This window comes from Mesorhizobium sp. LSJC269B00 (assembly GCF_000502815.1).
Taxonomy (GTDB): domain Bacteria; phylum Pseudomonadota; class Alphaproteobacteria; order Rhizobiales; family Rhizobiaceae; genus Mesorhizobium.
Window position 1 is genome coordinate 115,303 of sequence record NZ_AYVN01000008.1, and the last position, 23,962, is coordinate 139,264.

At 62.0% G+C, this 23,962-nt stretch carries 23 protein-coding genes; 7 read left to right on the forward strand and 16 right to left on the reverse strand.

All coding sequences use genetic code 11. From position 1 onward, the window contains the following. Window positions 1-36: 36 nt before the first annotated feature. From speB to X771_RS145220, 4 genes are all read right to left on the reverse strand, one after another. A complete protein-coding gene (gene speB / locus X771_RS145235; protein WP_023689064.1) occupies window positions 37-840 on the reverse strand; it encodes an agmatinase in 804 nt (267 codons plus the stop codon). 96 nt (window positions 841-936) lie between these two features. Further along, complete coding sequence (locus X771_RS145230; protein WP_023689065.1) at window positions 937-2,109, reverse strand: amidohydrolase; 1,173 nt, start codon at window positions 2,107-2,109, stop codon at window positions 937-939. A gap of 15 nt (window positions 2,110-2,124) precedes the next feature. Next, the gene (locus X771_RS145225) at window positions 2,125-3,351 is read right to left on the reverse strand and encodes a Zn-dependent hydrolase (RefSeq protein ID WP_031202860.1); all 1,227 of its coding nucleotides are present in this window, start codon (window positions 3,349-3,351) and stop codon (window positions 2,125-2,127) included. 2 nt (window positions 3,352-3,353) lie between these two features. Continuing rightward, a complete protein-coding gene (locus X771_RS145220) occupies window positions 3,354-4,556 on the reverse strand; it encodes a diaminopropionate ammonia-lyase (protein ID WP_023689067.1) in 1,203 nt (400 codons plus the stop codon). Window positions 4,557-4,659: 103 nt separating this feature from the next. On the opposite strand from X771_RS145220, the gene X771_RS145215 reads away from it, so the two are divergent. Next, a complete protein-coding gene (locus X771_RS145215) occupies window positions 4,660-5,136 on the forward strand; it encodes an Lrp/AsnC family transcriptional regulator (protein ID WP_023689068.1) in 477 nt (158 codons plus the stop codon). 57 nt (window positions 5,137-5,193) lie between these two features. On the opposite strand, the gene X771_RS145210 is transcribed toward X771_RS145215, so the two are convergent. From X771_RS145210 to X771_RS145200, 3 genes are all read right to left on the reverse strand, one after another. Further along, entirely contained in the window at window positions 5,194-7,302 is a 2,109-nt protein-coding gene (locus X771_RS145210) for a molybdopterin oxidoreductase family protein (RefSeq protein ID WP_023689069.1), read from the reverse strand. A 159-nt stretch (window positions 7,303-7,461) separates the two neighbouring features. Further along, on the reverse strand, window positions 7,462-7,875 hold the full coding sequence (locus X771_RS145205) for a GFA family protein (RefSeq protein WP_023689070.1): 414 nt from the start codon (window positions 7,873-7,875) through the stop codon (window positions 7,462-7,464). Next, window positions 7,868-8,782, reverse strand: a complete 915-nt coding sequence (locus X771_RS145200) for an NAD(P)-binding domain-containing protein (protein ID WP_081730967.1) — start codon at window positions 8,780-8,782, stop codon at window positions 7,868-7,870. The genes X771_RS145205 and X771_RS145200 overlap by 8 nt, the downstream gene beginning before the upstream one ends. A 125-nt stretch (window positions 8,783-8,907) precedes the next feature. Between X771_RS145200 and X771_RS145195 the strand changes: the two genes are divergently transcribed. Then, complete coding sequence (locus X771_RS145195) at window positions 8,908-9,246, forward strand: helix-turn-helix domain-containing protein (RefSeq protein ID WP_023689072.1); 339 nt, start codon at window positions 8,908-8,910, stop codon at window positions 9,244-9,246. Between the two features lie 224 nt (window positions 9,247-9,470). Here X771_RS145195 and X771_RS145190 read toward each other — a convergent pair whose 3' ends face one another. The 5 genes from X771_RS145190 to X771_RS1000000168830 form a co-directional block, all read right to left on the reverse strand. Continuing rightward, window positions 9,471-11,348, reverse strand: a complete 1,878-nt coding sequence (locus tag X771_RS145190; RefSeq protein WP_023689073.1) for an ABC-F family ATP-binding cassette domain-containing protein — start codon at window positions 11,346-11,348, stop codon at window positions 9,471-9,473. A 137-nt stretch (window positions 11,349-11,485) separates the two neighbouring features. Continuing rightward, window positions 11,486-11,932 (reverse strand): MucR family transcriptional regulator, encoded by a 447-nt coding sequence (locus tag X771_RS145185; protein WP_023670270.1) that lies wholly within the window; start codon window positions 11,930-11,932, stop codon window positions 11,486-11,488. Window positions 11,933-12,099: 167 nt separating this feature from the next. Further along, window positions 12,100-12,333 carry a hypothetical protein gene (locus X771_RS145180; RefSeq protein ID WP_023684750.1) on the reverse strand — a complete coding sequence of 78 codons (234 nt, stop codon included), beginning with the start codon at window positions 12,331-12,333 and terminating at the stop codon, window positions 12,100-12,102. Then, window positions 12,326-13,294 carry a DMT family transporter gene (locus tag X771_RS145175; protein WP_245262692.1) on the reverse strand — a complete coding sequence of 323 codons (969 nt, stop codon included), beginning with the start codon at window positions 13,292-13,294 and terminating at the stop codon, window positions 12,326-12,328. The genes X771_RS145180 and X771_RS145175 overlap by 8 nt, the downstream gene beginning before the upstream one ends. Window positions 13,295-13,307: 13 nt before the next feature. Continuing rightward, window positions 13,308-14,141, reverse strand: coding sequence for a hypothetical protein (locus tag X771_RS1000000168830; protein WP_023689075.1), 834 nt, complete (start codon window positions 14,139-14,141; stop codon window positions 13,308-13,310). Between the two features lie 110 nt (window positions 14,142-14,251). Between X771_RS1000000168830 and X771_RS145165 the strand changes: the two genes are divergently transcribed. After that, complete coding sequence (locus X771_RS145165) at window positions 14,252-15,220, forward strand: LysR substrate-binding domain-containing protein (RefSeq protein ID WP_023689076.1); 969 nt, start codon at window positions 14,252-14,254, stop codon at window positions 15,218-15,220. 240 nt (window positions 15,221-15,460) lie between these two features. Here X771_RS145165 and X771_RS1000000168835 read toward each other — a convergent pair whose 3' ends face one another. Next, on the reverse strand, window positions 15,461-15,613 hold the full coding sequence (locus X771_RS1000000168835; protein WP_023670265.1) for a hypothetical protein: 153 nt from the start codon (window positions 15,611-15,613) through the stop codon (window positions 15,461-15,463). Window positions 15,614-15,749: 136 nt separating this feature from the next. Here X771_RS1000000168835 and X771_RS1000000168840 point away from each other — a divergent pair, with 136 nt between their 5' ends. The 3 genes from X771_RS1000000168840 (at window position 15,750) to X771_RS145155 (ending at window position 18,547) form a co-directional block, all read left to right on the forward strand. Then, window positions 15,750-15,917 carry a hypothetical protein gene (locus X771_RS1000000168840; RefSeq protein WP_023689077.1) on the forward strand — a complete coding sequence of 56 codons (168 nt, stop codon included), beginning with the start codon at window positions 15,750-15,752 and terminating at the stop codon, window positions 15,915-15,917. Window positions 15,918-15,955: 38 nt separating this feature from the next. Next, window positions 15,956-18,010: an ATP-dependent helicase gene (locus X771_RS145160; RefSeq protein ID WP_023689078.1), complete on the forward strand. Its 2,055-nt coding sequence runs from the start codon at window positions 15,956-15,958 to the stop codon at window positions 18,008-18,010. 234 nt (window positions 18,011-18,244) lie between these two features. Then, window positions 18,245-18,547 carry a DUF982 domain-containing protein gene (locus X771_RS145155; protein WP_023670262.1) on the forward strand — a complete coding sequence of 101 codons (303 nt, stop codon included), beginning with the start codon at window positions 18,245-18,247 and terminating at the stop codon, window positions 18,545-18,547. A 34-nt stretch (window positions 18,548-18,581) separates the two neighbouring features. Here X771_RS145155 and X771_RS1000000169265 read toward each other — a convergent pair whose 3' ends face one another. Continuing rightward, window positions 18,582-18,758 (reverse strand): hypothetical protein, encoded by a 177-nt coding sequence (locus tag X771_RS1000000169265; RefSeq protein ID WP_245262694.1) that lies wholly within the window; start codon window positions 18,756-18,758, stop codon window positions 18,582-18,584. A gap of 192 nt (window positions 18,759-18,950) precedes the next feature. Continuing rightward, complete coding sequence (locus tag X771_RS1000000169270) at window positions 18,951-19,358, reverse strand: sterol desaturase family protein (protein ID WP_245262697.1); 408 nt, start codon at window positions 19,356-19,358, stop codon at window positions 18,951-18,953. Between the two features lie 688 nt (window positions 19,359-20,046). On the opposite strand from X771_RS1000000169270, the gene X771_RS145150 reads away from it, so the two are divergent. Further along, window positions 20,047-23,079 carry a glycosyltransferase gene (locus X771_RS145150; protein WP_198025846.1) on the forward strand — a complete coding sequence of 1,011 codons (3,033 nt, stop codon included), beginning with the start codon at window positions 20,047-20,049 and terminating at the stop codon, window positions 23,077-23,079. On the opposite strand, the gene X771_RS0134455 is transcribed toward X771_RS145150, so the two are convergent. Further along, window positions 23,066-23,884, reverse strand: a complete 819-nt coding sequence (locus X771_RS0134455; RefSeq protein WP_084566792.1) for a methyltransferase domain-containing protein — start codon at window positions 23,882-23,884, stop codon at window positions 23,066-23,068. The genes X771_RS145150 and X771_RS0134455 overlap by 14 nt on opposite strands. Window positions 23,885-23,962 lie beyond the last annotated feature (78 nt).

Consider the following 23,962-nt stretch of genomic DNA (forward strand, 5'->3'; position numbering starts at 1 on the left):
CAACAATGATCTACCATGCCGCCCTGCCAGATTGATTCAGCCGGCGCCATGCGTCTTGAGCATCATGCCGGCGATCTCCTTGACCAGCTTGGCGGCAACCAGCGCGGTGAGATTGGAGACGTCCTGGCTTGCATTGTATTCGACGACATCGGCGCCGACGATGGGCTGGTCGATCCGCTGGATCAGGTTGATCACTTGCCGGGTTGTAAGACCACCGGGTTCGCGGTGCGACACGCCGGGCGCACAAGCCGGGTCGAGGCCGTCGAGATCGATCGAGAGATAGACCGGCGTCTTGAGATCGAGCTGCAGATCCTCGCTGAAATGCCGCGCCTCGATCATTTCGACGCCGAAGCGCTTGAGCTGGTCACGAAGCTCATCATTGAGGGTGCGCAAGCCGATCTGGATCAGCCGGTCAGCCAGCCCCTCCTCCAGGATGCGCGCGAAGGACGAGGTGTGGGACCGCCTGTTGCCCTGATAGGCATCGTAGATGTCGGGATGGGCGTCGATCTGGACGATCGTTAGCCTGGCATGGCGGCGGCGCACGGCACGCAGCACCGGCCAGGCGATGGCATGATCGCCGCCGAGGCTGATCAACGGGTGGCCGGCATCCAGCGCGCGGCCGACCTCGGCCTCGATTCGCTCCCACGGATCGCCGGCGCCTGAAAAGTCGATGTCGCCGTGGTCGACGAAACTGTCCGCCACATCGAAGCCGGTTTCGCTCCACGAGCTGTGCGCGTCGCTTTTGAGTTCGCGCCGGATCAGGGCCGGCGCTGCAGCCGCGCCCTTGAGATAGGACGAGTTCTCGTCATGTGGTATTCCCAGAAGCGAAACCCTGGTCATCGGCGTGCGATCTCCGGCAACAGGCAATCTCCCTAAACCCGGCATCTGGCTGGCGATAGCAGTGCCGCTTGGGCCAGTTGCGAAGGCGATCAGGCGTCACTTCCCGATCGCGCCGCCCAGTCTTTGCCTGACGATCGCGATATGGAAATCCGTGCCGTGCAACAGCCCGTCATCGTTGAAGTCGTAGCTGGAATTGTGCAGCGGCGGCGAGGTCTCGCCATTGCCGAGAAAGACGAAGCAGCCCGGTACGTGATCGAGGAAGCGGGCGAAATCCTCCGAGGCGGTCATCGGCTCCGCCGCGATGCTGGCGGCGCCACAGGCCAGCACGCGCCTTGCGGCGACAAAGGCCGCGTCCACCAGGTCGGCATCGTTCTGCAGCGGCACGAATTCCCTGCTATAGGTCACGTCGGCGGTGACATTGTAGGCAGCGGCGGTGCCCGCCGCGATGACCCGCATCTGGCGCTCGATCTCGGCGCTGACCTCGGGACGAAAACTGCGGGCGTCACCGAGGATGCGGGCGAGGCCGGGCAATGCGTTGCGGGTGCCGTCGGTGATCAGCTCGGTCACCGAAACCACCGAAATGTCGGCGGGACTCAGCCGGCGCGAGACGATGGTTTGCAGATTGGTTACCAGCGCGCAGGCGGCGACCAGCGTCTCGTTCCCGGAATGTGGCCGCGCCGCATGGCCGCCGATCCCCTTGAGCACGATCTCGAAATTGTCCTCCGCCGACATGAACGGGCCGGCACGGGTCTCGAAATGTCCAATGGGCAGGCCCGGCATGTTGTGCAGGCCAAAGATCTCGTCGAAGGGAAAGCGCTGCAGCAGCCCGTCATCGAGCATTGCCAGCGCGCCCTTGCCCCACTCCTCGGCCGGCTGGAAGATGAAACGCGCGGTGCCGTCGAAACCGCCCTCGGCGGCGAGCAGCTTTGCCGCGCCGAGCAGCATGGTGGTGTGGCCGTCATGACCGCACGCATGCATGATGCCGGGGTTCTGCGAGCGATAGGCTGTCGCGGACTGCTCGGTGATGCGCAGCGCATCCATGTCGGCCCTGAGCGCAACCGTCCGGTTGCCGCTGCCGCGCTTCAACGTGCCAACGACGCCGGTGCCGCCGACCCCCTCTGCAACATCGTCCAGCCCGAATTCGCGCAGCTTCGCGGCGACAAAGGCAGCGGTGTGCTTTTCCTCGAAGCCGAACTCGGGGTGCGCGTGCAAATCGCGCCGCCAGCCGGTCATTTCCTGCTTCAGCACATCACGATCGAGCTCAGCCATTTCTTCTCCCCCGACCTATCTTGCAAGCTCACTGGCGACATCAAGCAGGATGTTGGCGCCGGCGACAAGCTCGGCATCTTCAGTGTGTTCGCGCGGATTGTGGCTGATGCCACCGGCGCTCGGCACGAAGATCATCGCCGCCGGTGCGATGCGTGCCATCATCTGCGCGTCATGGCCGGCGCCCGATGTCATGCGCCTGGCGCCAAGACCGCGGTTTTTCGCGGCCGCCTCGATCAGTTCGACGATGCCGATGTCGAATAGCACCGGTTCGAAGCGGGCGAGCCGCTCGACCGAGATCGATACGTTCTCCGAAACCTCAAGCTCCTCGAGATAGGCAGCAAGGGCCGCCTCATGCGCCTGCAGGCGCTGTTCGTCGGGATCGCGCAGGTCGATGGTGAAGACGGCGCGCGCGGGAATGACGTTGATGGCGTTGGGTTCGAAGCGCATCGTGCCGACCGTGGCCACGGTTGGCCCATTTGAAGCCCTGGCCCGATCGTGCAGGAAGGTGATGATGCGGGCGGCGGCGTGGCCGGCGTCGCTGCGCATCGACATCGGCGTGGTGCCGGCATGGTTGGCGGCGCCGTCGATGGTGATGCGCTGCCAGGAAATGCCTTGCAAATTCTCGACCGCGCCGATCGGCACGCCTTCACGCTCCAGCACCGGCCCTTGCTCGATATGAAGTTCGAGATAGGCATGCGGCTTGAGGAAGCCGGGTTCGCGGTCGCCGGCATAGCCGATGCGGGCGAGCTCCTGGCCGAGCACGCTGCCATCCGTGCCGATGGCGGCCAGCACGGCCTCGGCGCTGACGCCACCGGCATGGCATAGCGAGCCCATCATGTCAGGCGTGTAGCGCACGCCTTCCTCATTGGTGAAAGCGGCGACCGCGACCGGGCGCGACGGCGAAAAGCCCGAAGCCTGCAGCGTCTCGATCACCTCCAGCCCGGCCAGCACGCCGTAGCAGCCATCATAGATGCCGGCATCGATAACGGTGTCGATATGCGAACCGATGAGCAGCGGCGCCTGCCCGGCATTGTCGGGGCTTTGCCAGATGCCGAAGATATTACCGACCCGGTCGATGGCGACTTCCAGCCCGGCCTGCCTGAGCCAGCCGACAAAGAGGTCACGGCCCTGTCTGTCTGTGTCGGAGGCGGCGAGCCGGATCAGCCTATCCTCACTGTCGCGGCCAACGGCGCCGAGTTCCCGGATGCGGCCAAGCAGACGCTGTGCATCGATCCCGATCATGGCTATGCCTCGGCCTTCAGCTTGCCGGCCAGCACATCGGCGGGGCTCTGCCCGACCAGCTCGGTATAGCGATGCGGGTCTGTGGCGCCTTCGGTGTTGATCAGCAGCACGCGGGATTTGTCGTCGAGCCCGAGCGCGGCCTTGTGGTCGGCCACCGCCCGGATCAGCCCGGCCAGACCGACGCCGCCGCTTTCGCCGGCGACGATCACTGGATCATTGCCAGCCGGCCGTGCCAGCCGCCGCATCACCGCGACCGCCTCCTCCTCATCCACTGTCATGAAGGCATCGGCAACCCGCGCCAGAACGCGCCAGGCAACTTGCGAGGCCTCGTAGCATTCGAGCATCGCCATCACCGTCGGCTGATCGTGTGCGACCTTGACCACGTGGCCCGCCCGGGCGGCTGCGACAACGCAGGCGGCGCGGGCCGGCTCGACGACGATGAAGGTCGGCCTGGCGTCACCGAGCACGATGGCGAGATGGCCGGCCAGGGCGGCGGCAATACCGCCGACACCGGCCTGCACGAAGACATGGGTCGGCGGCTGCGGCAACTGGCCCAACGCTTCGCGCACGATCGCCGTATAGCCCTGCATGACCAGACCGGGGATGCGCTCGTAGCCCGGCCAGGAGGTGTCGGACACCACGGTCCAGCCTTGCTCCGCTGAAACCTCGGCGGCCTGCCTGACCGAGTCGTCATAATTGCCGTCGACGCGGATCATCTCGGCGCCATAGCGGGCTATTGCTGCAATGCGCGCCTCGCTGACGCCGGCGTGAACGAAGATTGCCGCTTTCGCGCCAACCAACTGTGCACCTTGCGCGACCGAGCGGCCATGATTGCCGTCGGTGGCGCAGGCAACCGTCATGCCGGCAGCGACCGCCCGGACGTCGAACCGGTTGAGATCGGCCACGTCAACGGGCCGATGAAGCGATCGGCTCGCCTCCTCCAGCACCAGTCGAAAAACGGCATAGGCGCCGCCGAGCGCCTTGAAACTGCCGAGACCGAGGCGAAAGCCTTCATCCTTGATGTGGACGGCGCCGAGGCCGAGTTCGCCGGCCAGCGTCGGCAATGCATGCAACGGAGTTGCGAGGTGATTGTCGCGATGGGCAAGAAAGCGCTCGACCGTAGCGGCACCGGCATTCCCCAGCGTTTCGGCATCGACCGGATCGAGCGGCCGGCGGTGCAAGGCATTGCTGTTGAGCAGGAACACGGGTGGCCTCCTTTGGGTGTGACGAAATCATATTGCAGCCGAGGCGCAAATAGCGCTGTTATTGGCGCTTCGAAATGCAAGTTTGTTTCGCCAGGATAGCGCTTTGCCTCGATCGCCTTCGCTCGACAGTTTCGACCTCGCCATCCTTGCCATCCTGCAGCGGGACAACACGACGCCGCAGCGGCTGATCGGCGAAGCCGTCAACCTGTCGGCGCCGGCGGTGCAGCGGCGCATCAAGCGCATGGAACAGTCCGGCGTCATTGCGGGCAATGTCGCCGTGGTCGACCCGGCGGCGGTCGGCCATCCCATCACCATCTTCGTCGAAGTGGAACTGGAGAGCGAACGCTCGGACCTGATCGACGCGGCCAAGCGGCAATTCTCGGCAGAGCCCGAAGTGCAGCAATGCTACTACGTCACCGGCGAGGCCGACTTCATCCTAGTCATCACCGCGGCCGACATGGGCGCCTATGAGGCCCTGACGCGCAGACTGTTCTTCGACAGCAAGAATGTCCGAAAATTCCGCACCTTCGTTGCCATGGACCGTGTCAAGGTGGGGCTGACGGTGCCTCTGCCGGGATAGCCAGTCACTTCTATGCAATTCCGGACGGAAACCGCTCACACTTTTCCTGGAATTGCTTTAGCCCGCCGGCCGCAGCCAGACCTTGTTGTCGTGGAAGGCCGCACCGCCATAGGGCGCTGGTGCGTCGGCGCCGGTGAGCACATTGATGCCTTCGCCACGCTCATGGGCGCTGTTTGGCCAGATGCCCTCGGCGATCACCACGCCGCGCTTGAGGCCATCGAACAGCTTTGCGTGCAGCACCACCTCGCCGCGCCGGTTGCCGACCTCGATACGGTCGCCGTCGTCCAAGCCAAGCGCGGCAGCGTCGTCCGGATGCAACAGGAGTTCCGGCCGGCCTTCCTTGGCTCTCGACACCGGTGTCTCGGCGAATGTCGAATTGAGAAAATTGCGCGCCGGCGATGTGGCGAGCCGGAACGGATGCTCGGCATTCGCGACCTCGATCAGGTCGACATGGTCGGGGAATTCGGGGAGTTCCGCCACCGGCCCGAACAGGCCCATGCTTTTCGGCGGCCGGTTGGGCGCCGCCTGCCCGCTCCAGTTGGCGCGGAAGTGAAATTTCTTGTCGGCATGGCCGAAACCATCGATGAAATGCGCCGCCTCGAAATCCGGCTGCAGGTCGACCCATTTGTCTTCCTTGAGGCTGGCGAAGGAGCCCAGCCCGCGCTTGCCCAGGATGATGTCGATATGCTGCTGCTCGGTCAGGCCAAAGCCCGGCCGGTCGGAGACGCCGAGACGCTGCGCCAATTGCTCGATGACGAAGTGGTTGGTGCGCGGCCCTTCCGGCGGTTCGATCAGCTTGGGACCGAGCGTGATGTGCTGGTTGCCACCGCCCTTGTAGACGTCATCATGCTCGAGGAACATCGTTGCCGGTAGCACGACATCGGCAAGCTTTGCCGTGTCGGTCATGAACTGTTCGTGCACGCAGGTGAACAGGTCATCACGGAGAAAACCATGTTTCACCAGCCGCTGCTCGGGTGCGACATTCACCGGGTTGGTGTTCTGGATCAGCATCGCCGTCACCGGCGGGCCACCGTAAAGCGCGTCCGCTGCGCCGGTCAGCACCGGACCGATGCGCGACTGGTCGAGATGGCGAATATTGGGATCGCGCATCGCGGTGCCTTCCAGCACATCCTGGTTGAGCTTGAAGATGCCGGAATTGGAATGGAAGGCGCCGCCACCCTCATATTGCCAGGCGCCGGTGACGGCGGCGATGCAGGATGCCGCGTGCATGTTGACCGCGCCGTTGCGCTGGCGGGCAAAGCCATAGCCGAGGCGGAAATAGGTTTTCCTCGTCGTGCCGACGAGGCGTGCGAAAGCCTCGATCTCGGTGACGGCAAGACCGGTGATGGCGGACGCCCATTCCGGCGTGCGCGTCTCCAGATGCGCTTCCAGCCCCTTCGGATCGTCGGTGTATCTTTCGAGATAGGCGCGGTCGGCCATGCCTTCCCTGAACAGCACATGCATGACCGCGCAAGCCAGCGCGCCATCGGTGCCGGGCTTCAGCACAAGGCCCATATCGGCCTGCTTCATCGTCGCGTTCTCGTAGACGTCGATGACGACGACCCTGGCGCCACGCTCCTTCCGCGCCTTGATGGCGTGGGTCATGACATTGACCTGCGTGACCACGGCATTGGTGCCCCAGATCACCACGCAGTCGGACTTCGCCATCTCGCGCGGATCGGGACCGCGCAAGGCGCCCGCTCCCATCATCCAGCCGGTCCAGGCCAGATTGGTGCAGATCGAGCCGAAGAAGCCGGAGTATTTTTTCGCATGGCGCAGCCGGTCGATGCCGTCGCGCTGCACCAGCCCCATCGTGCCGGCATAGAAATAAGGCCAGACGGTCTCGGAGCCGTATTTTTTCTCGGCCGCGATGAATTTCTCGGCGATGAGGTCGAGTGCCGCTTCCCAGCTGGATTCCTTCCAGACGCCGGCGCCCTTGGCCCCGGCGCGAACAAGCGGCTTCAGCAGCCGGTCGGGATGGTGGACACGGTCGGCATAGCGCGCGACCTTGGCGCAGACCACACCAGCCGTATACGTATTGGACTTGGCGCCATGGACACGGCCGATGCGGTTGCCATCGAGCAGTTCGACCTCGAGCGCGCAGGTCGAAGGGCAATCATGCGGACAGGCGGAGTGGCCGATTCTGAGCTTGGCGTGCTGGTTCATGCGGGGTTTTTAGCGGGTTTCGCGGGCGGCGTGTAGGGCCAGAAGTGGCGCACCGCTTTGCCTCTGCGAGCAATGCCCCTTGCCTTCTCCCCTGGGGAAGAAGGCAAGGACACTGCCAAGCCGATCGCCACCCAAGACTGGGCCGGTCAGCTATCTGCCTCAGGAGGCTTCTGCCTGGGGCACGCCTTCCAGGCAGAGCCATTTGTGCTTCCTGTTGGGCCAATGAAGAATTGCCGGAGGCAGAAATTCCAGGTCCTCCAGACAGCCGACAGATACCGACAGCGCTTCCGTCAGGCCTTCGGCACGCATGAAGACGATCGATCCGCATGTGGTGCAAAATGTCTGCTCCAGCCATTGCCCTGACGAGCCGTTTCGTCGCCAGGATTTCGTCTCGCCTTTTCGGTCGACTATGGCGGAGTCGTCATAAATGGCTCGGTATGAGAACGCTGCGCCCGTGCATCTCTGGCATTCCAGGCAGCTGCAGGCATAGACGCGCCGAGGCTCCCCGGCGAGCACCAGTTCCACCCCGCGACACGAGCAGGTCGCCCGTCGCCTGGTCTTGCCATCACGCATTCGCAGGCTCCCTGCCATGATGCGGCGAACTATTTCCGAACAGGGGCGAGAGAGATGCAAAATCATCATCTGCGCGCCCGCCAGAAAGCGCCTGCTGGAAAATTGCGTCCATGGCGCGCGGCATGGCAGCGTCGAGACCTCGTTCCTGGCATGCTTCGAGCAGATGCCGGAAGGCGCTGTAGTGGGCGCCCAATGACGCGAGCGTTGCGTCGTCGCCGGCAAAACGGCGCGCCTTCGTCCGGTCAACCACATCGAACAAGGCGGCATCGACAACCGGCTTGAATGCAGTCAGATGGCTCCTGAACGTCTCCAGATCGAGACCTTCGGCCTCGGCGACAGCCATGCCCTGGAGCGCGCCAAAGAGCCCGCCCCACATCTGCGTGAGCAGCGCGGTATCAAGCGCGGAGGCCTGGCCCGGCACCTCGCCGACATAACTTGTGCCGCCGCCAAGCGCAAAGAGCAGGGTCTTGTTCGTTTCGTAGACGGCGCGGGAGCCTGAATAAAGCAATGCTGTGTCGGGTTTGCCGATAAAATCCGGGGTCGCCAGGATCGCCCCGTCCAGATAGCTGGCGCCATGCGCTTCTATCCAGCGCGCTTCCTCCCGTGCCAAGCGCGCTGAGCCGGAGGTGAGTTGCACGATGGCTTTGCCGGCCAGTGCCGAAGCAACACTGCGCTGCTTGAGCAGCGCATCGCTAGCGGCATAATCCAGAACATTTATGATCACGACATCGGCCGACCGGATTCCATCCTCGACTGAAGAGGCTACCCTCGCACCAAGAATACCTAGGGGCTGGCACCTGGCCGCAGTACGATTCCACACCGATGTTGGATAATTTCGGTCGAGCAACGTTCGAACAATGGACGAGCCCATGCGGCCCGCGCCGAGCACGCAGACATTGGATTTCATGACGATTTCTCCGATAGCGATAGCTGGTTTGTCTTTGGCGCGCTAATCTGAAGATATATATTCTTCCTGCGTTGAGAAGTACGCACCTTGAGGTAAGTTATTGGAATCATGTCAGGAGTAGTCACATGAGGAGCAAGGAAACAGACAGCTGCGGCTTTGCTGCCGCGATGCAGGCAATCGGCGGAAAGTGGAAAACCTCGTTGTTGTGGGAATTGCACCTGCGGCCTCACCGCTTCGCCGAATTGCACCGGCGGTTGTCGGGGATCAGTGAGAAGATGCTCGCGCAACAATTGCGACAGATGGAGGCCGACGGGCTTGTCAGCCGACGCGCCTATGACCAGGTACCGCCGCGCGTGGAATATTCGGTGACGCCACTGGGCTTCAGCCTGAACGATGCCGTGACCGCAATGTCGGCATGGGGGAAGCGGCACGAGACGTGGAAAGTTCAGCGGAAAGCCGCCTGAAAGCAGGAGCTCGTTTGGTGATCCGCGCGAGCCAAATTACGGTCCGCTTCTCGACGCCGAAGACGGCAATAAACACCGGGCCGCGTCGCCCGGGTGCGTAAGAGAAGCCGTAGCAAGAGCCTCGGTGCCGAAGGCTTTTCAGCCCCCTGTTGGATCCCCCGCTGCTTTGCAGCGTCCCGGCGTTCGCTGGCCTTTCATCATGCGACTGGGCGCAACCGGCCGCTTTACTCCGCCGTGCCCTCTTCATACTCCGCCGACATGGTCAGCCACTTTTCCTCGTGACCGGCAAGCTGCTGGGCCAGTTGCGAGCGCTCCTTGGCGAGCCGGGTCGCCGTCGACGGATCCTTTTCGTAGACGGCCGGATTGGCGAGTTCGTCCTCGATCAGGTCGATGCGCTTGCGGATGCGGTCCATCAGCGCTTCGGTGGCGCGGATTTCCTTGGCCAGCGGCTCGAAGGCGGCGCGGCGCGCCGCGGCATCGCGGCGGCGATCGGCCTTGGATGCCTTCTCGGCCTCGCGCTTGCCGCGTCGATCGCCGGACACGCCGGTGACCAGCGTCTTGTAGTCCTCAAGGTCGCCGTCATACGGGTTGACCGCACCATCCTTGACCAGCCACAGCCGGTCGGCGGTCGCTTCCAGCAGATGGCGGTCATGCGAGATCAGGATGACGGCGCCGGGAAACTCGTTCAGCGCATGGATCAAGGACTCGCGGCTGTCGATGTCCAAATGGTTGGTCGGTTCGTCGAGGATGAACAAGTTTGGCCCCTCAAAGGCCGACAGGCCCATCAGCAGGCGCGCCTTCTCGCCGCCGGACAGGTCCTTGGCGGCGGTGTTCATCTTCTCGGTGGTGAGACCGAACTGGGCGACGCGGCCACGTACCTTGGATTCCGGCGCCTCCGGCATCAGCCGGCGGACATGCTCGTAGGCGTTTTCATCAGGCCTGAGATCGTCGAGCTGATGCTGTGCAAAGATCGCCACCTTCAGGCCCGGCGCCACCGTCATGGTGCCGGTTTCCTGCTTCAGCCGGCCGGACAGGAGCTTGGCGAAGGTCGACTTGCCGTTGCCGTTGGCGCCGAGCAGCGCGATGCGGTCGTCGGCATCGATGCGCAGCGTCATCTTCTTCAGGATCGGCTGGCCCTCGGTGTAGCCGACATTGACGTTGTTCAAGGCAATGATCGGCGACGCCACCGTTTTCACCGGTTCGGGGAAAGAGAACGGCCGCACCGTGTCGTTCACGATCGCCGCGATCGGCTTCATCTTCTCCAGCGCCTTGATGCGCGACTGCGCCTGTCTCGCCTTCGAAGCCTTGGCGCGGAAGCGTTCGACGAAGGACTCCATGTGTTTGCGCGCGGCTTCCTGCTTGACACGGCCCTTCTCCTGCAACTCCTTCTGCTCGGTGTACTGGCGCTCGAACTGGTCGTAGCCGCCGCGCCAGAAGGTCAGCTTCTTCTGGTCGAGATGAACGATGGAATTGACGGCGCGGTTGAGCAGGTCGCGATCGTGCGAGATCAGAAGCACCGTGTGCGGATATTTCGACACGTAGTTTTCCAGCCAAAGCGTGCCTTCGAGATCGAGATAGTTGGTCGGTTCGTCGAGCAGCAGAAGGTCGGGCTCGGCAAACAGCACCGCGGCGAGCGCCACACGCATGCGCCAGCCGCCGGAGAAGGACGAGGCCGGGCGGCGCTGCGCGGCGTCGTCGAAGCCAAGGCCAGCGAGGATGGTGGCCGCGCGAGATTCCGCCGAATGCGCATCGATATCCGCCAGCCGCATATGGATGTCGGCAATGCGGTGCGCGTCGGTGGCGGTCTTTTCCTCCTCGAGCAATGCGGTGCGCTCGAGGTCGGCCTTGAGCACGATTTCGATCAGCGGCTCCTCGGTGCCGGGCGCTTCCTGCGCCACCTGGCCGATGCGGGTGTTCTTGGGCAGGCTGATCGAGCCGGTCTCGGAGGGAAAGTCGCCGGTGATGGCCTTGAACAGCGTCGTCTTGCCGGTGCCGTTGCGGCCGACGAGGCCGGCCTTGGTGCCGGCCGGCAAGGTCAGCGAGGCATGATCGAGAAGCAAGCGTCCGGCCATGCGGAGCGAAAGATCGTTGATGATAAGCATGCCGGGGCTTTTGCACGGGAGGGCGGCGCTTCGCAAGTGCCTGGGCGCTGGCGGGGGCATAAGGCATGAAGACGGCGCGCCCAAAGCGCGCCGTCCATCACTGCTAACTGCAGACTGACTTTAAGAGGCTGCCTGGTTCAGGCTTTGGGTTTGCGCTTCGTCACCTTGGCCGCGGCGGCCGGAACGGCCGGCTTGCGGCCGAGGCCCGAGGACTTGGCCAGTGCCGAACGGGTCGCGGAGTAGTTCGGCGCCACCATCGGATAGTCCGACGGCAAGCCCCATTTGCCACGATATTCCTCCGGGCTCAGACCATGGTCGGTCATCAGGTGGCGCTTCAGCGACTTGAATTTCTTGCCGTCCTCAAGACAGACGATGTGATCGGGAAACACCGACCGCTTCGGATTGACAGCGGGGTTCAGCGCGGGGCTTTCCACGGCGGCAATGCTGCCCAGCTTGCGCACCGATGCGCTGACGCTGGCGATCAGATCCGGCAGGCCAGACGCAGGGAGAGGATTGTTGCCGACATAGGCCGAGACGATGTCAGCAGTCAGTTCAATAGCGGTCTTGCTGTCGATGGTGTGCAATTCTGTTTCTCCCGCCGGTCATGAAGTTGCCGGCTTTTTTTAAGACTTCTCTTGATGTATCGACCTAGCTGCACCCCCCAACGGGTCGCTAAAGTCTCAATAAACGATCAAGAATCGGAACAGGAGGATGTTTCCACAACAGGTTGCAACGTTGCAAATTAGAAAATCTAATACTTGGAAACGGCCGACTTCGCGCCAGCAGATTTCAACTGCACGGACGCCGCAGGTTTAGAGTCGGCCAGTATGTCCAGAATGCGCTTCCAGCGGGCGCACCGGCCGAAATCTTTTTGCTCTATCGCCTTTTCGGCCTTCATGGCGGCGTAGAGCGGCGCCTCGGCGCCGAACTCCTTGAGCAGCCAGAATGCTTCCTGTCTGGCGAGGCGTTCATCGTCGTCAAGCATGTTCAGCCTCCGAGCGTTCTATGCCCACCGCAATACAGCTGCCGATGACGAGGACCGCACCGGCTATCGCGGTCAGCGTCAGCCTTTCGCCCGAAAGTGTCAGCAGCAGCGTCGATGCGATCGGGGTCAGATAGGCGATGACCGCAACCTTGCCGCCGCCTTCAAGCTTCAAGGCGCGCGACCAGAAATAATATCCCAGCCCCATCGGGCCGGCACCGAGATAGAGGCCAAGCAGGAGGTGCTCACTGGATGGCCAGGCAGCGCCGTCGTGAATACACCACAGCAAGGTCAGGCCGACGCCGACCAACGCCGAAGGCAAAAGCAAACGCTCCGACGGTGTGGCCAGGCGGGCGACCGCAATCGAATAGAAGGCCATGCACAGCGCCGAGCCGAAGGCAGCGAGATAGCCGACGATGCTGCCCTGGAGAAAAGGCTGGCCGCGGCCACCCGAGATCACCAGCGCCACGCCGACAAAGCCGAGCACGGCAGTCAAACCCAGAAGCACGGGGCGTTGCCGCTTGCCCAGCACGATGACCGCCGCCGCGACCATCAGCGGCCAGGTGTAGGCGACGAGATTGGCCTCGATCACCGGCATGGACGCAAAGGCGATGTATTGCAGCACCATGGTGCCGACCAGGCCAATAAAGCCGACCGCGACCGGCGCCAGGGTGCCGTCAGCACCCTTGGAAAAGGCTGCGTCTTGCAGGCCCCTCTTCCGGCTCGCCAGATGGATGACGGCGAACACCAGAGCCGCTCCACAAAATTGCAGCAACTGCACCAGCGACACCGGATGGCTGGCCAGCAGCGATTTGCCGACCAGCGCGTTGGTCGACCACAGGGCGACCGCGCCGGCGGCGAAGACCAGGGCCGATGGCGAGCCCGATCCATCCCGGAATCGCCGAGACGGTGCCTTGTCATTATCGCCGACCATGATGTTACCGACGGCCAAACCGGCGTCCACTTCTATGCTCTGGCTACCAGGATTCCCTTGACCCGCCCGGGACCGGCGCATCGGCCGCCGCCGTAACCGGACGTTCTTCCTCGAAGCGGCGATAGGCCGGCAGCTGGTTCGTCCAGACGTCTTCGGCGAGCTCGTTGACCCATTCGCGATCTTGATCATTGTCGGCTGCGAGATAGAACATGCGATTGTCGTCGACATAAGGCTTGGCCACCGAGCGCTGGTTGAGGACCAGCGTGACGCGCGAGCCGAGCTGGATCGGCGCGGTGCGGTGCAGGACGCCGAGAAACTGGCCGAGCGTGGCGTAGTTCATCTTGTGGTCGATGCGCATGACCTGGTTGCGCGGAATCTCGCGGCCGGATTCAAGGATGGCGCGGCCGGTCTCGGAATCGTCGCAGTAGATTTCGAGATGGCCGCCGACCAGCGGATTGCTGATCGACAGCGGAATGAGTTCGGTGACCGGGACACCGTCGCAATGCCAATCGACGGCGCCGTCCTTGGGATTCATGAAAGTGACGGTCGAGCCGACGATCGACAGCGGATAGGGCTCGAGCTTGGTGCCCATCATGTCGGACAGACGTTCCAGGCGCAGCTTGTCATGCAGCAACTCCTTGATCTCCGGGATAAAACGGTCGGCGCCGGTGATGAAGGTCAGGTCGAGGTGCTTGTGCACGGCGTGGCTGGCCTTGAGCTTCAACGCCGCCTCTTCGATCGCCGCCAGCAGCGCCGGGTCGTAGCCATGCAGATACTGCGCAACGCCGAAACCCGACACTTTCCAGGCCGTCTCATGACCGATAATGGCTTCTCGGCTCATCGCGTAGCGCAGTTCAGGTATGGTATGGGCGTTCATTCTACTTCTCCAGGATGGGGCATCACTTGGTAAACTGTCGATTAATTTCCCCACCCCTGTAAAATTAGGAATGCTGGTGCTAGTGTAAGCCCAGCTTAAGGTCGAAACGCGTGCGTCTGCTCAGTCAGGTCAACCTCAATTCGCTGAAGATTGTCGAAAGTGCCGCCCGGCACCGTAACTTCACGCGCGCCGGCGAAGAGCAGTTTATTACTGCTTCCGCCGTCAGCCAGCGCGTTAAAAGCCTCGAGGACCAGCTGCGCTTCAAGATCTTCCAGCGCGGTGGCAATGCGGTGTCGCTGACACCCGAAGGCGAGACCTATGTGTCGCGCGTTCGCGAGGCGCTGGAGCGCATCGTGGCGGCCAGCATGGAGGCGACCGGACAGTCGCAGGCGCATGTGCTGAAGATTTCGGTGCTGCCGACGTTCGCGGCGCGCTGGCTGTTTGCCCGCCTGCCGCTGTTCCAGCGGCAATATCCCGAAATCGAGATGCGGGTCTCGACCTCCTACGCCACCAATGAGTTCGCCACCTCCGAGTTCGACCTTGAGATCCGCTATGGCGACGGCAGCTTTCCCGACCTCAAGGCGGACCTGCTGTTCAAGGAGGATTTGACGCCGGTGTGCAGCAGGAAGCTGTTCCACGAGGTTCTCGGCGACACGCAGCCGTCACAGGTGACGCCCGACGACCTCAGGCATTTCACGCTGCTGCATTCCGACACCTGCACGCAGAACTGGCAGTCGTGGCTGGGTTTTGCCGGCGCGAGTTCCGTGCTCGGCGAGACCAAGAGCATCTATTTCGATTCCTGCATGATGTCCTATGAGGCGGCCAATGCCGGCATGGGCTTTGCAGTCGCCAACCGCGCCTATATGGCGAGCGAGATCCGCGCAGAGAGACTGGTGGCGCCGTTTGCCGTGCATCACCCCAACACCGCCGGCTGGTATTTCGTCTGCCCGGTCACCGCGCCCTACACGCGCAAGGTGGAACTGTTCAAGCAGTGGATAATGGCCGAGGCGGCGCTGACGCAGTGCCAGCTGGACGCCGGGATTGCCGGCGGCCCGGTGCTGCGCAAGGCCATTGCCTGAGGTCCTCCCGTCGAGTTTCGTTCCGCACGCCATCTGACATCGAAGTTGTTTTGTGCAGAAGCGCCGTCATGAAGCAGGTCGATGCGGCCCACCTCATGACGCAGGCGAGAGACTCAGCTATGTTCGGTTGTTGCGGCGGACCTGATATCCGCCTGGCCGGCGCTATCGGCTCACCTCCCAAGCGGCGCCGGCCTTCTTCTCCCGAAGGCCACCTTCAGCCTTGTCGTCCCGCTAAAACGATCATTGTGCCAGCTGATCGCCGCCGGCCGCCGGCTTTGGCGTCGCATCCGACTGCGGGGCCCGGTCGAGCAAGGGTGCTTTGGTCGGCTGGATATTGTTGTCGCAGGCGGCGAGCGCGAAGCTGGCGGCTAGCAGAATCAGAAGCCTCTTCATGGCGACCTCCTAGGTCTGCCCTCTCCTTCGTAAGGCAACGAGGTGGTTCGGCTTTGGTTGCACGCTCGCAAACGACGCGGCGTCGGCTGGAACCAAACGGCGGCTCTGAGGTTGGTTGCCCAAAGGAGATCGCGCCATGATCCGTCTGCTCATTACCGGCCTTTTCGCTTACGTGACCTATCGCATCGCCAAGGAGATCATCAAGGACGTGCCCGACAATTTCGATCCGTTGCCGGTGCCTGGCGACGAACGCGCCACCTTGCGGCGCCAGTCGGCGGCGACGGGTGTCGCGCCACGGCGATAAGATCGGAAGAGCACACGTCTGNCATCAATGATTCGTCCTTGCAGCCCGCCTATCTGACGAAGCTCAACGCCGAGCAGCGGCTCGCCGTCGAACATGGCGACGGCCAGGTCGCCGGGCCGCTGCTGGTGATCGCCGGCGCCGGCTCCGGCAAGACCAACACGCTCGCCCACCGGGTTGCGCATCTGATCGTCAAGGGGGCTGATCCCAGACGCATTCTGCTTATGACATTCTCGCGCCGCGCCGCCACCGAAATGGCCAGGCGGGTCGAACGCATCGCCGGCGAGGTGCTGGGCCGAGACGCGTCCGTCATCGCGGATGCGCTGGCCTGGGCCGGCACGTTTCACGGCATCGGCGCCAGGCTGCTGCGCGACTATGCGCTGACGATCGGCCTCGACCCCGCCTTTACCATCCATGACCGCGAGGATTCCGCCGACCTGATGAATCTTGCCCGGCATGAACTTGGATTCTCGAAGACCGAAAGCCGTTTTCCGACCAAGGGCACCTGCCTGGCGATCTATTCGCGCGCGGTCAACGCGCAGGCGCCGCTCGGCGAGGTGCTGGGTTCGGCCTTTCCGTGGTGTGCCGGCTGGGCCGAACAACTGAAGGCTCTGTTCGCCCGATATGTCGAGGCCAAGCAGGCGCAGAACGTGCTCGATTACGACGACCTCCTGCTCTACTGGGCGCAGATGGCCGCCGAGCCGGAGATCGCGGCGCATCTCGGCTCGCGTTTCGACCATGTGCTGGTCGACGAATACCAGGACACCAACCGGCTGCAGGCCTCGATCCTTTCGGCGCTGAAGCCGGACGGCGCCGGACTGACGGTGGTGGGCGACGACGCGCAGTCGATCTATTCGTTTCGCGCCGCGGAAGTGCGCAACATCCTCGATTTCCCGCAACAATTCGCGCGAGCCGCCGATGTCATCATGCTGGAGCGCAATTACCGCTCGACCGAGACTATTTTGGCGGCAGCCAATGCGGTCATCTCGGAGGCGTCGGAGCGATTCACCAAGAACCTCTGGTCGGAGCGCAAATCCTCGCAAAAGCCGAAACTGGTCAGCGTGCGCGACGAGGCGGAGCAGGCGAACTATGTCTGCCAGGCCATCCTTGCCGAGCGCGAGGCCGGCACGGTGCTGAAGTCGCAGGCGGTGCTGTTTCGCGCCTCGCACCACAGCGGCCCGCTGGAGATCGAACTGACGCGCCGCAACATCCCCTTCGTCAAGTTCGGCGGGCTCAAATTCCTCGACGCCGCCCATGTCAAGGACGTGCTTTCGGTGCTGCGTTTTGCCGAGAACCCGCGCGACCGCGTCGCCGGCTTCCGCGTGCTGCAGCTCCTGCCCGGTATCGGCCCTTCGGCGGCGAGCACCATCGTCGAGGCCATGGCGACATCGCTCGACGAGGAAATGGGGTTGGCCCGCTACCGGCCGCCGCAACGCGCGGCTGAGGACTGGCCGGCCTTCGTTGCGCTTTATTCCGGCCTGCGCGCCCGGTCGGGGAAATGGCCGGCCGATCTCGAACAGGTCAGGCTGTGGTACGAGCCGCATCTTGAGCGCATCCACGAGGATGCGACGACGCGGCGAGCCGACCTCATGCAGCTCGAGCAGATCGGTTCCGGCTATGCTTCGCGCGAGCGCTTCCTGACCGAGCTGACGCTGGATCCACCGGATGCGACCAGCGACCAGGCCGGGCCGCCGCACCGCGACGAGGACTATCTGATCCTGTCGACCATTCATTCGGCCAAGGGCCAGGAATGGAAGAACGTCTTCGTGCTCAACACCGTCGATGGCTGCATCCCGGCCGATCTCGGCGTCGGCACCAAGGAAGACATCGAGGAGGAGCGCCGGCTGCTTTACGTCGCGATGACGCGGGCCAAGGACGGCCTGCATCTGGTGACGCCGCAGCGCTTCTTCACTCACGGCCAGGCAGCGCGCGGCGACCGCCACGTCTATGCCTCGCGAACCCGTTTCATCCCGGCCTCGATCCTCGGCGCCTTCGAGCAGACGTCGTGGGCGAGCGTCCACGCCAAGGACGATCCGCGCCACAGACCTGAAGTCCGCGTCGACCTCGGCGCCCGCATGCGCGGCATGTGGAAATAGAAGCCGCCGCAACCGCGGATGCCGGCCGGGGAGCGACCTCAAGAAGCAAATCGGCCTGTCATGGCATCTCTCAGGGAACCTCGGGCCGCCAGCCGCGTTTTCTGGCGTCCAACCCGCGATCGGAGAGCGGCGACCGCCGCCTTTCCGCCCATCCNGCCAGCCGCGTTTTCTGGCGTCCAACCCGCGATCGGAGAGCGGCGACCGCCGCCTTTCCGCCCATCCAGAGAGGCCAGAATGCACGATGCGATGTTCTTCACCCCGGTTGCCGTTAGCGTTGGCGCCGGCCACAAACGCATGCTCGCCTCGCTGTTCGAGATGCATGATTTCCTGACCGAATTTCCGCCGTCACGCCGGCGCCTGAGCTATGGCGCGGCCGTCAGGGCCTGCGAGGCGGCACGCGCCGGCGAAATCTCGACCGAGGCCGCACGCGATGCCCTGATCACCTTTGCAGTCACGGCAGGCATCCTCTGGCCCGCGGTCCAGCCGGCCGTCTCGGTCAAGCCTGTCGCACACGGTTATGGCGGCTACGCCGTCTGAGACGGCCGGGACCGGGCCTGCCCAGCAAAAAAGATCACTCGGACTTGCCGGCAGACGTCGGCGAGGCCTCTGCCAGCCTTGCCGGCGGGGCGGTCTGTTCGGTGTTGCCGACAAAGAGTTGATCGCCGACAAAGGGATAGGCAAGCTGCCGATGATAGAGCGAGGGAACCGGGTCATCGGTGCCGTATTTCTGCGGCATCCTGTCGGGCATGAACAATGTGCCTCCCAGCATGTCGAGCAAAGGGCAGCCTGCCCGGCGAAATTCTTGTCCCAGGCTTCGCGCTCATTGGCATGATGCCAGTGATGAAATCGCGGTGACGCCAGCAGCCATTTCAACGGTCCGACCCTGATACGCGTGTCGAATGGATGAACAGCGACTGCCACTGATAGACCAATGTGAAGATCAGTATGGCGGGGGTCGAAAATCGAGCGCGAAGACCGGCAGGAACGACGCCGATTTGGTCAGGATCTGTTCGACAGGATGGACGCGGTGCGCTGCCAGCCAATCCATCTCCTCGACGCCGTGGTGGATCGAATGGAAGCGCCACAGGAGCGGGACGGCGTGAAAGGCGCAATGCGCCAGGTAGAAGCCGGTATCGGCCAGCACCAGAACCTCCACCGCCTGCAGCCAGACCGGCTGCGGCCGCAGCGCCTGCGTAAGTCCGGCCGGAACAAGCTGGTGCAGCTCCAGCATGGCTGTGCCGACGACGATGATCAGACCGATCTTGATGATGATGCCGTTGAACAAGAGGTAGACGACGTCGTTCGGCCAATGGCCGCGCGCCGACGATCGCTCCGCATGCAGCGGCAACAGCCGCTCCAGCGGAATGAAATAAGCGCGATGACCAGCACCGCCTTGAGGTCTACGAGATTGGACACCCTGCCCTCGTTGTGGCCGAAGATCAGCTCGCCAGAGATTAACGCCAATTGCTGACGGCGGCTGGCCACGGATTGCTGCCATTTGCCGGCACGGGCCGAATGTCTGGCCAAATCAGGTCTCAGGTTTGGCGAACCGCCAGTCCATCCGACAGCGCAGGGGCAGGCAGCGGCACGACGGCGACTGGAGTGCTTGCCGCCATCGGCCCGGATCGCGTCGGCCCTTTGAACAGGTTTCGAGAAGGACATGCCATCGCGCCTCGTCCCCCACTCCGCATGCCTACCTCTAGGAAAAACGATATTTTCCGCCAAACAAATTGAATTTCGCGGTTGTTCGTGTTCTTTCGCCCAGGATCTACATTGCCAGACATAAACGACAAAATATAACTTTTCACAGTGGAAGCCAATTTATGTGCAAATTTCTGCGATTTGAAAGCTGAGATCGGTATTCTGTTAAAAGTATAAGATAAAACATGAAGACAAGCTTCGAATTCATGTTGTGAAATTGAGCTCTCATGGCTACCCTGCCATCACAGCACGAGGAACGTCACGATATTTTTTCTAGATCCTCATGTCATAGACCGGTATGGAAAAACAATATCGGCGCGCAGATGGGTGGACACTTGGCGAATACACGCGATGTATTATCACGCACGACAAGTAACCGGTGGAATAGCGCCAATGTCGGCGCCCTGTTCGCTGCGGTAAGACAACTCGGCATCCAGCAGTTTTTTGAATTCCGCAAAGAACCTGTCGCCGACAAAGACAACTCACTACCTGCCAAAATTCCGGTCGCCGGAATCCCTATAACCGGGCAGCCAGATTTAAGAGAAAATACGCCTCAGCATCCCAAGCTTATGTGCGGACTCGACGTTCCGTCGAGCCGCTCGTTTCACGTCGGCAAGGGGCTTGCTTTGTATCTGCAGGGTTGGGCTTTCTGTCCCGGCAATCCGATCAGGCGGCTCTATGTCCTGGACGGAACCAGGCAGCACGAAATCAAGAACCATTCCTGGGCTCGGCCCGATGTCGTGCACTACTTCCATCCCGCACAGGATCCGACCGGCGGCAGCCTGTTTTCCGAATTCATCACGATATTGCCGATCGAGGAGATTGCCGAGCCGGAGAGCCGCGAACTGCGACTGCTCGCCGAGCTTAAATCGGGAGAGATGATCGAGCAGTCGCTTGCTGTCTTCGAGTTCCAGCCTGGGGCCAACCGTCGTCCGGTGAAGGTGAAGTGGCCTGCCAAAGGGGCCAAGGTTGCCATCTGCATGGCGGCTTACAATCCGCCGCTTGAGCTTCTGAAACGGCAAATCGGATCGATTCGGGAGCAAAACCATAGGAACTGGATCTGCATCATCACCGACGACAGTTCCAGCGCAGCCTCCCGCAACGACATTCTGGACCTGATCGAAAACGACAGCCGGTTCGTCTATGTCAAAAACAAGGAGCGCAAAGGCTTCTACAACAATTTCGAGGAATGCCTTTCGCTGGTGCCCGTCAACGCCGAGTTCGTCGCACTGGCGGATCAGGACGACTATTGGCACTCCGACAAACTGACGAAGCTCATCCATGCTTTGCCGGAAAGCAAGAAACTTGCATTCAGCGATTGTCGCATCGTGACCGGCCGCGAGGTTATCTCCGACACATATTGGACCGACCGCAAAAACGAATATACGGATTTTCTTTCGCTGTTCCTTGCCAATAGCGTGACCGGCGCCGCGAGCCTTTTTCGCAGCGACATCCTAGACCGTATCCTGCCGTTTCCGCAGCGGCTGATGGACGCCTACCACGACCAATGGATCGCGCTTGCCGCCGAGGTTGCCGGCGGGATTTCCTATATCGAGGAGCCTCTGTACGATTACCATCAGCACGGTGCTAACGTTATCGGGCAGGTTATCAAGCGCTACCGCGGGGTCTCCTATTCAATAGGAGCCATCCTGAAAGGCGCAAAAAACAAGCGCGCCCTGCTCGACGCAGGCAGGACCTTGCTGCAGCAAGCACGCGCGGATTTTTCGGGGGCGCTGGAAAAGGCGGTATTCGCCGAAACACTTCGGCTGCGAAACCCTGGAATGTCGAGCACCCTCAAGAAGACGGCCAACCGAATCCCGCGTTTGACGACCGGTATCTTCGAACCGATACGTCTGAAAATTTCAAGAATATTGCGGCGTCATTCGACATTGAACGTCGAGGGCCTGCTGATGAACGCCGCCTTGGGGGCCAGAGCAAGAAATCTCGCCTATCGATTAAGGAAAACCAAATACTTGCGATATGTCCGCAAGATCAAGACAGGGTCCGAAGTTCTACCGATGGCCGTCGCCGCCGGCGGGATACTGAGCATCGAAGATATGGAGAACAACTGGATTTTTCGCAATATCCAGCCGTTGACGTTGCACGTATCGCGCCGCGAGCCAAAGCGCGTCAACATCCTTCTGGCCACGATCGACTTCAAATACATTTTCGGCGGCTATATCGGCATGTTCAGCTTGGCGCTTCGCTTGCGCCGGGAAGGTTTTCTCGTCCGGATCGTGACTATGGAACGTACGGAGTTGGACATGACGCTCGCCCGCGAGCGCATCAAGGGCTATCCAGGCATCGAGCGATTGTTCGACGACATCGAAATCGAGCATCGGCATGACCGCAAAGAGGAATTGTTCGTCAGCCCCGACGATCGCTTCATCGCGACCAATGGCTGGGGGGCTCATGTCGCGCACCGCGCCAGCCGAGAATTGGGACAGGACCGTTTCATGTTCATGGTCCAGGAATATGAACCCTATTTCCTGCCTATGAACACAATCGCCGCGCTTTTCCAGCAGTCTTACCGCTTTCCGCAATTCCAGCTTTTTTCGACGCCCTTGCTGCGCGATTTTTTCAAGCTGAACAGGATCGGCGTCTTCTCGAAGCCCGGCGCGGACAAGAACCACGCCGTATTCCGCAATGCCATTCAGAAATTCAAACCATCGATAAACGACATGCGTGATCGCGAGCGGCGCATTCTTTTCTACGCCCGCCCGGAGGCCCACGCCGCGCGCAATATGTTTGAGCTCGGAATGATGGCGCTTGCAGAGCTAGCTCGTTCTCCTGATTTTGACGCCGACAAGTGGAAATTCTACGGCATGGGCTCGATCGGCGGCGCCAGCAAGATCAGGCTGACGCGCGACGTGGTTCTGGAGATGATGCCCAAGACCGACCTGCAGACGTATACTCAACGTCTGCCGCACCACGATGTCGGCCTCTCGTTGATGCTGACGCCGCATCCCAGCCTGGTGCCGCTCGAGATGGCCTCGGCCGGTATGTGGACCGTGACCAACACGTTCGAAAACAAGACGGCGGAGAGCCTGCGGGATATCTCGACCAATCTGATCCCGGTGGAACCGACACTGGAGGGCGTGGTCGCCGGGCTCAAGGACGCCATCTCGCGCGTCGATCAATACGACAAGCGGCTGCAGGGCTCGCGCTTCAATTGGCCGACAGACTGGGACGACGCGTTCTCGCCAGCAGCGATGAAGAAGATCGTCGACTTCCTGTCTGATCGGCCGACCCTGTCCGTTCCGATCCGCTCGCCTCCGAATGGACTGGACTCAGTTCGCGCTGCGGCGGCCGGTCATCACCGCCCCGCTGCCTTATATCACCGGAGGAAGCCGGTCAGGGAACCCTAACGACCCACTCATCCTGCAAGCCCCACCATCCGGCTGGCTTGAACGATACGATGCGTGCATTCGTGGCATCGTAGATCGCCTTGATGACATACGGTGGCAACACGACGGTGGAGCCATAGATAGACGGATCTAGATCCTTCTGATCAGACCCGTCAAGATAGCCATATTGTTGGCCATTGCTGATGACTTCGGCAAGTTGTGGAACAACGCTTGCAGCATGCGCGCCGTGCGTGGAGAACATCAGGTACCCGCCCGGTTTGAGAGCGGCGCACACCGCAGACAGCCAGCGCTGAAACAAGCCGTCCGGAAGATGCGACCATAGCGAAATGGCGAAGATGAAATCGAACTTTTCGCCAGGTTTCCAGTGTTCGGGAATGCTGGCCGAAGGAATAGCCGCAACACTCAGCACCTCAGTGCAAAAGGACACCGCTTCGGGATGAATGTCGCAGGCAACTAAATTCAGGTCCTTCAAATGTCGCGTCACGCGACCATAGCCGCTTGCAAATTCCAGCGCCCTGGCATCCCTGGGCAAGCCCAATGATGTCATAAGCTCTCGCACCTGTTGCGCATTGGCGGCGCCATTCTCAAAGTAGTGCTTCAGTGCTTCGAATAACTTTATTTCCTCGCCTGTCGACAATCGAGCGACCAGATGGCCGAAAATGTGATCATATTCATGAAGTTCCGGAGTGACCGAGTATCTGTCCGCCCATATTTTGGCGAGGGAGCGCAGAAAATCGTTGGCTTCAAACGCCTTTGACGACCGGACCGGCGGGCTGTTGTGACTCGGTTCCTTCATTGGCAACATCGTTGACTCCTTCCTTTTGCCTTTAATTCACCGAGTGCGGCGGAGGCCTCAAGCAGTTCTTGGACAATTACTGATCCT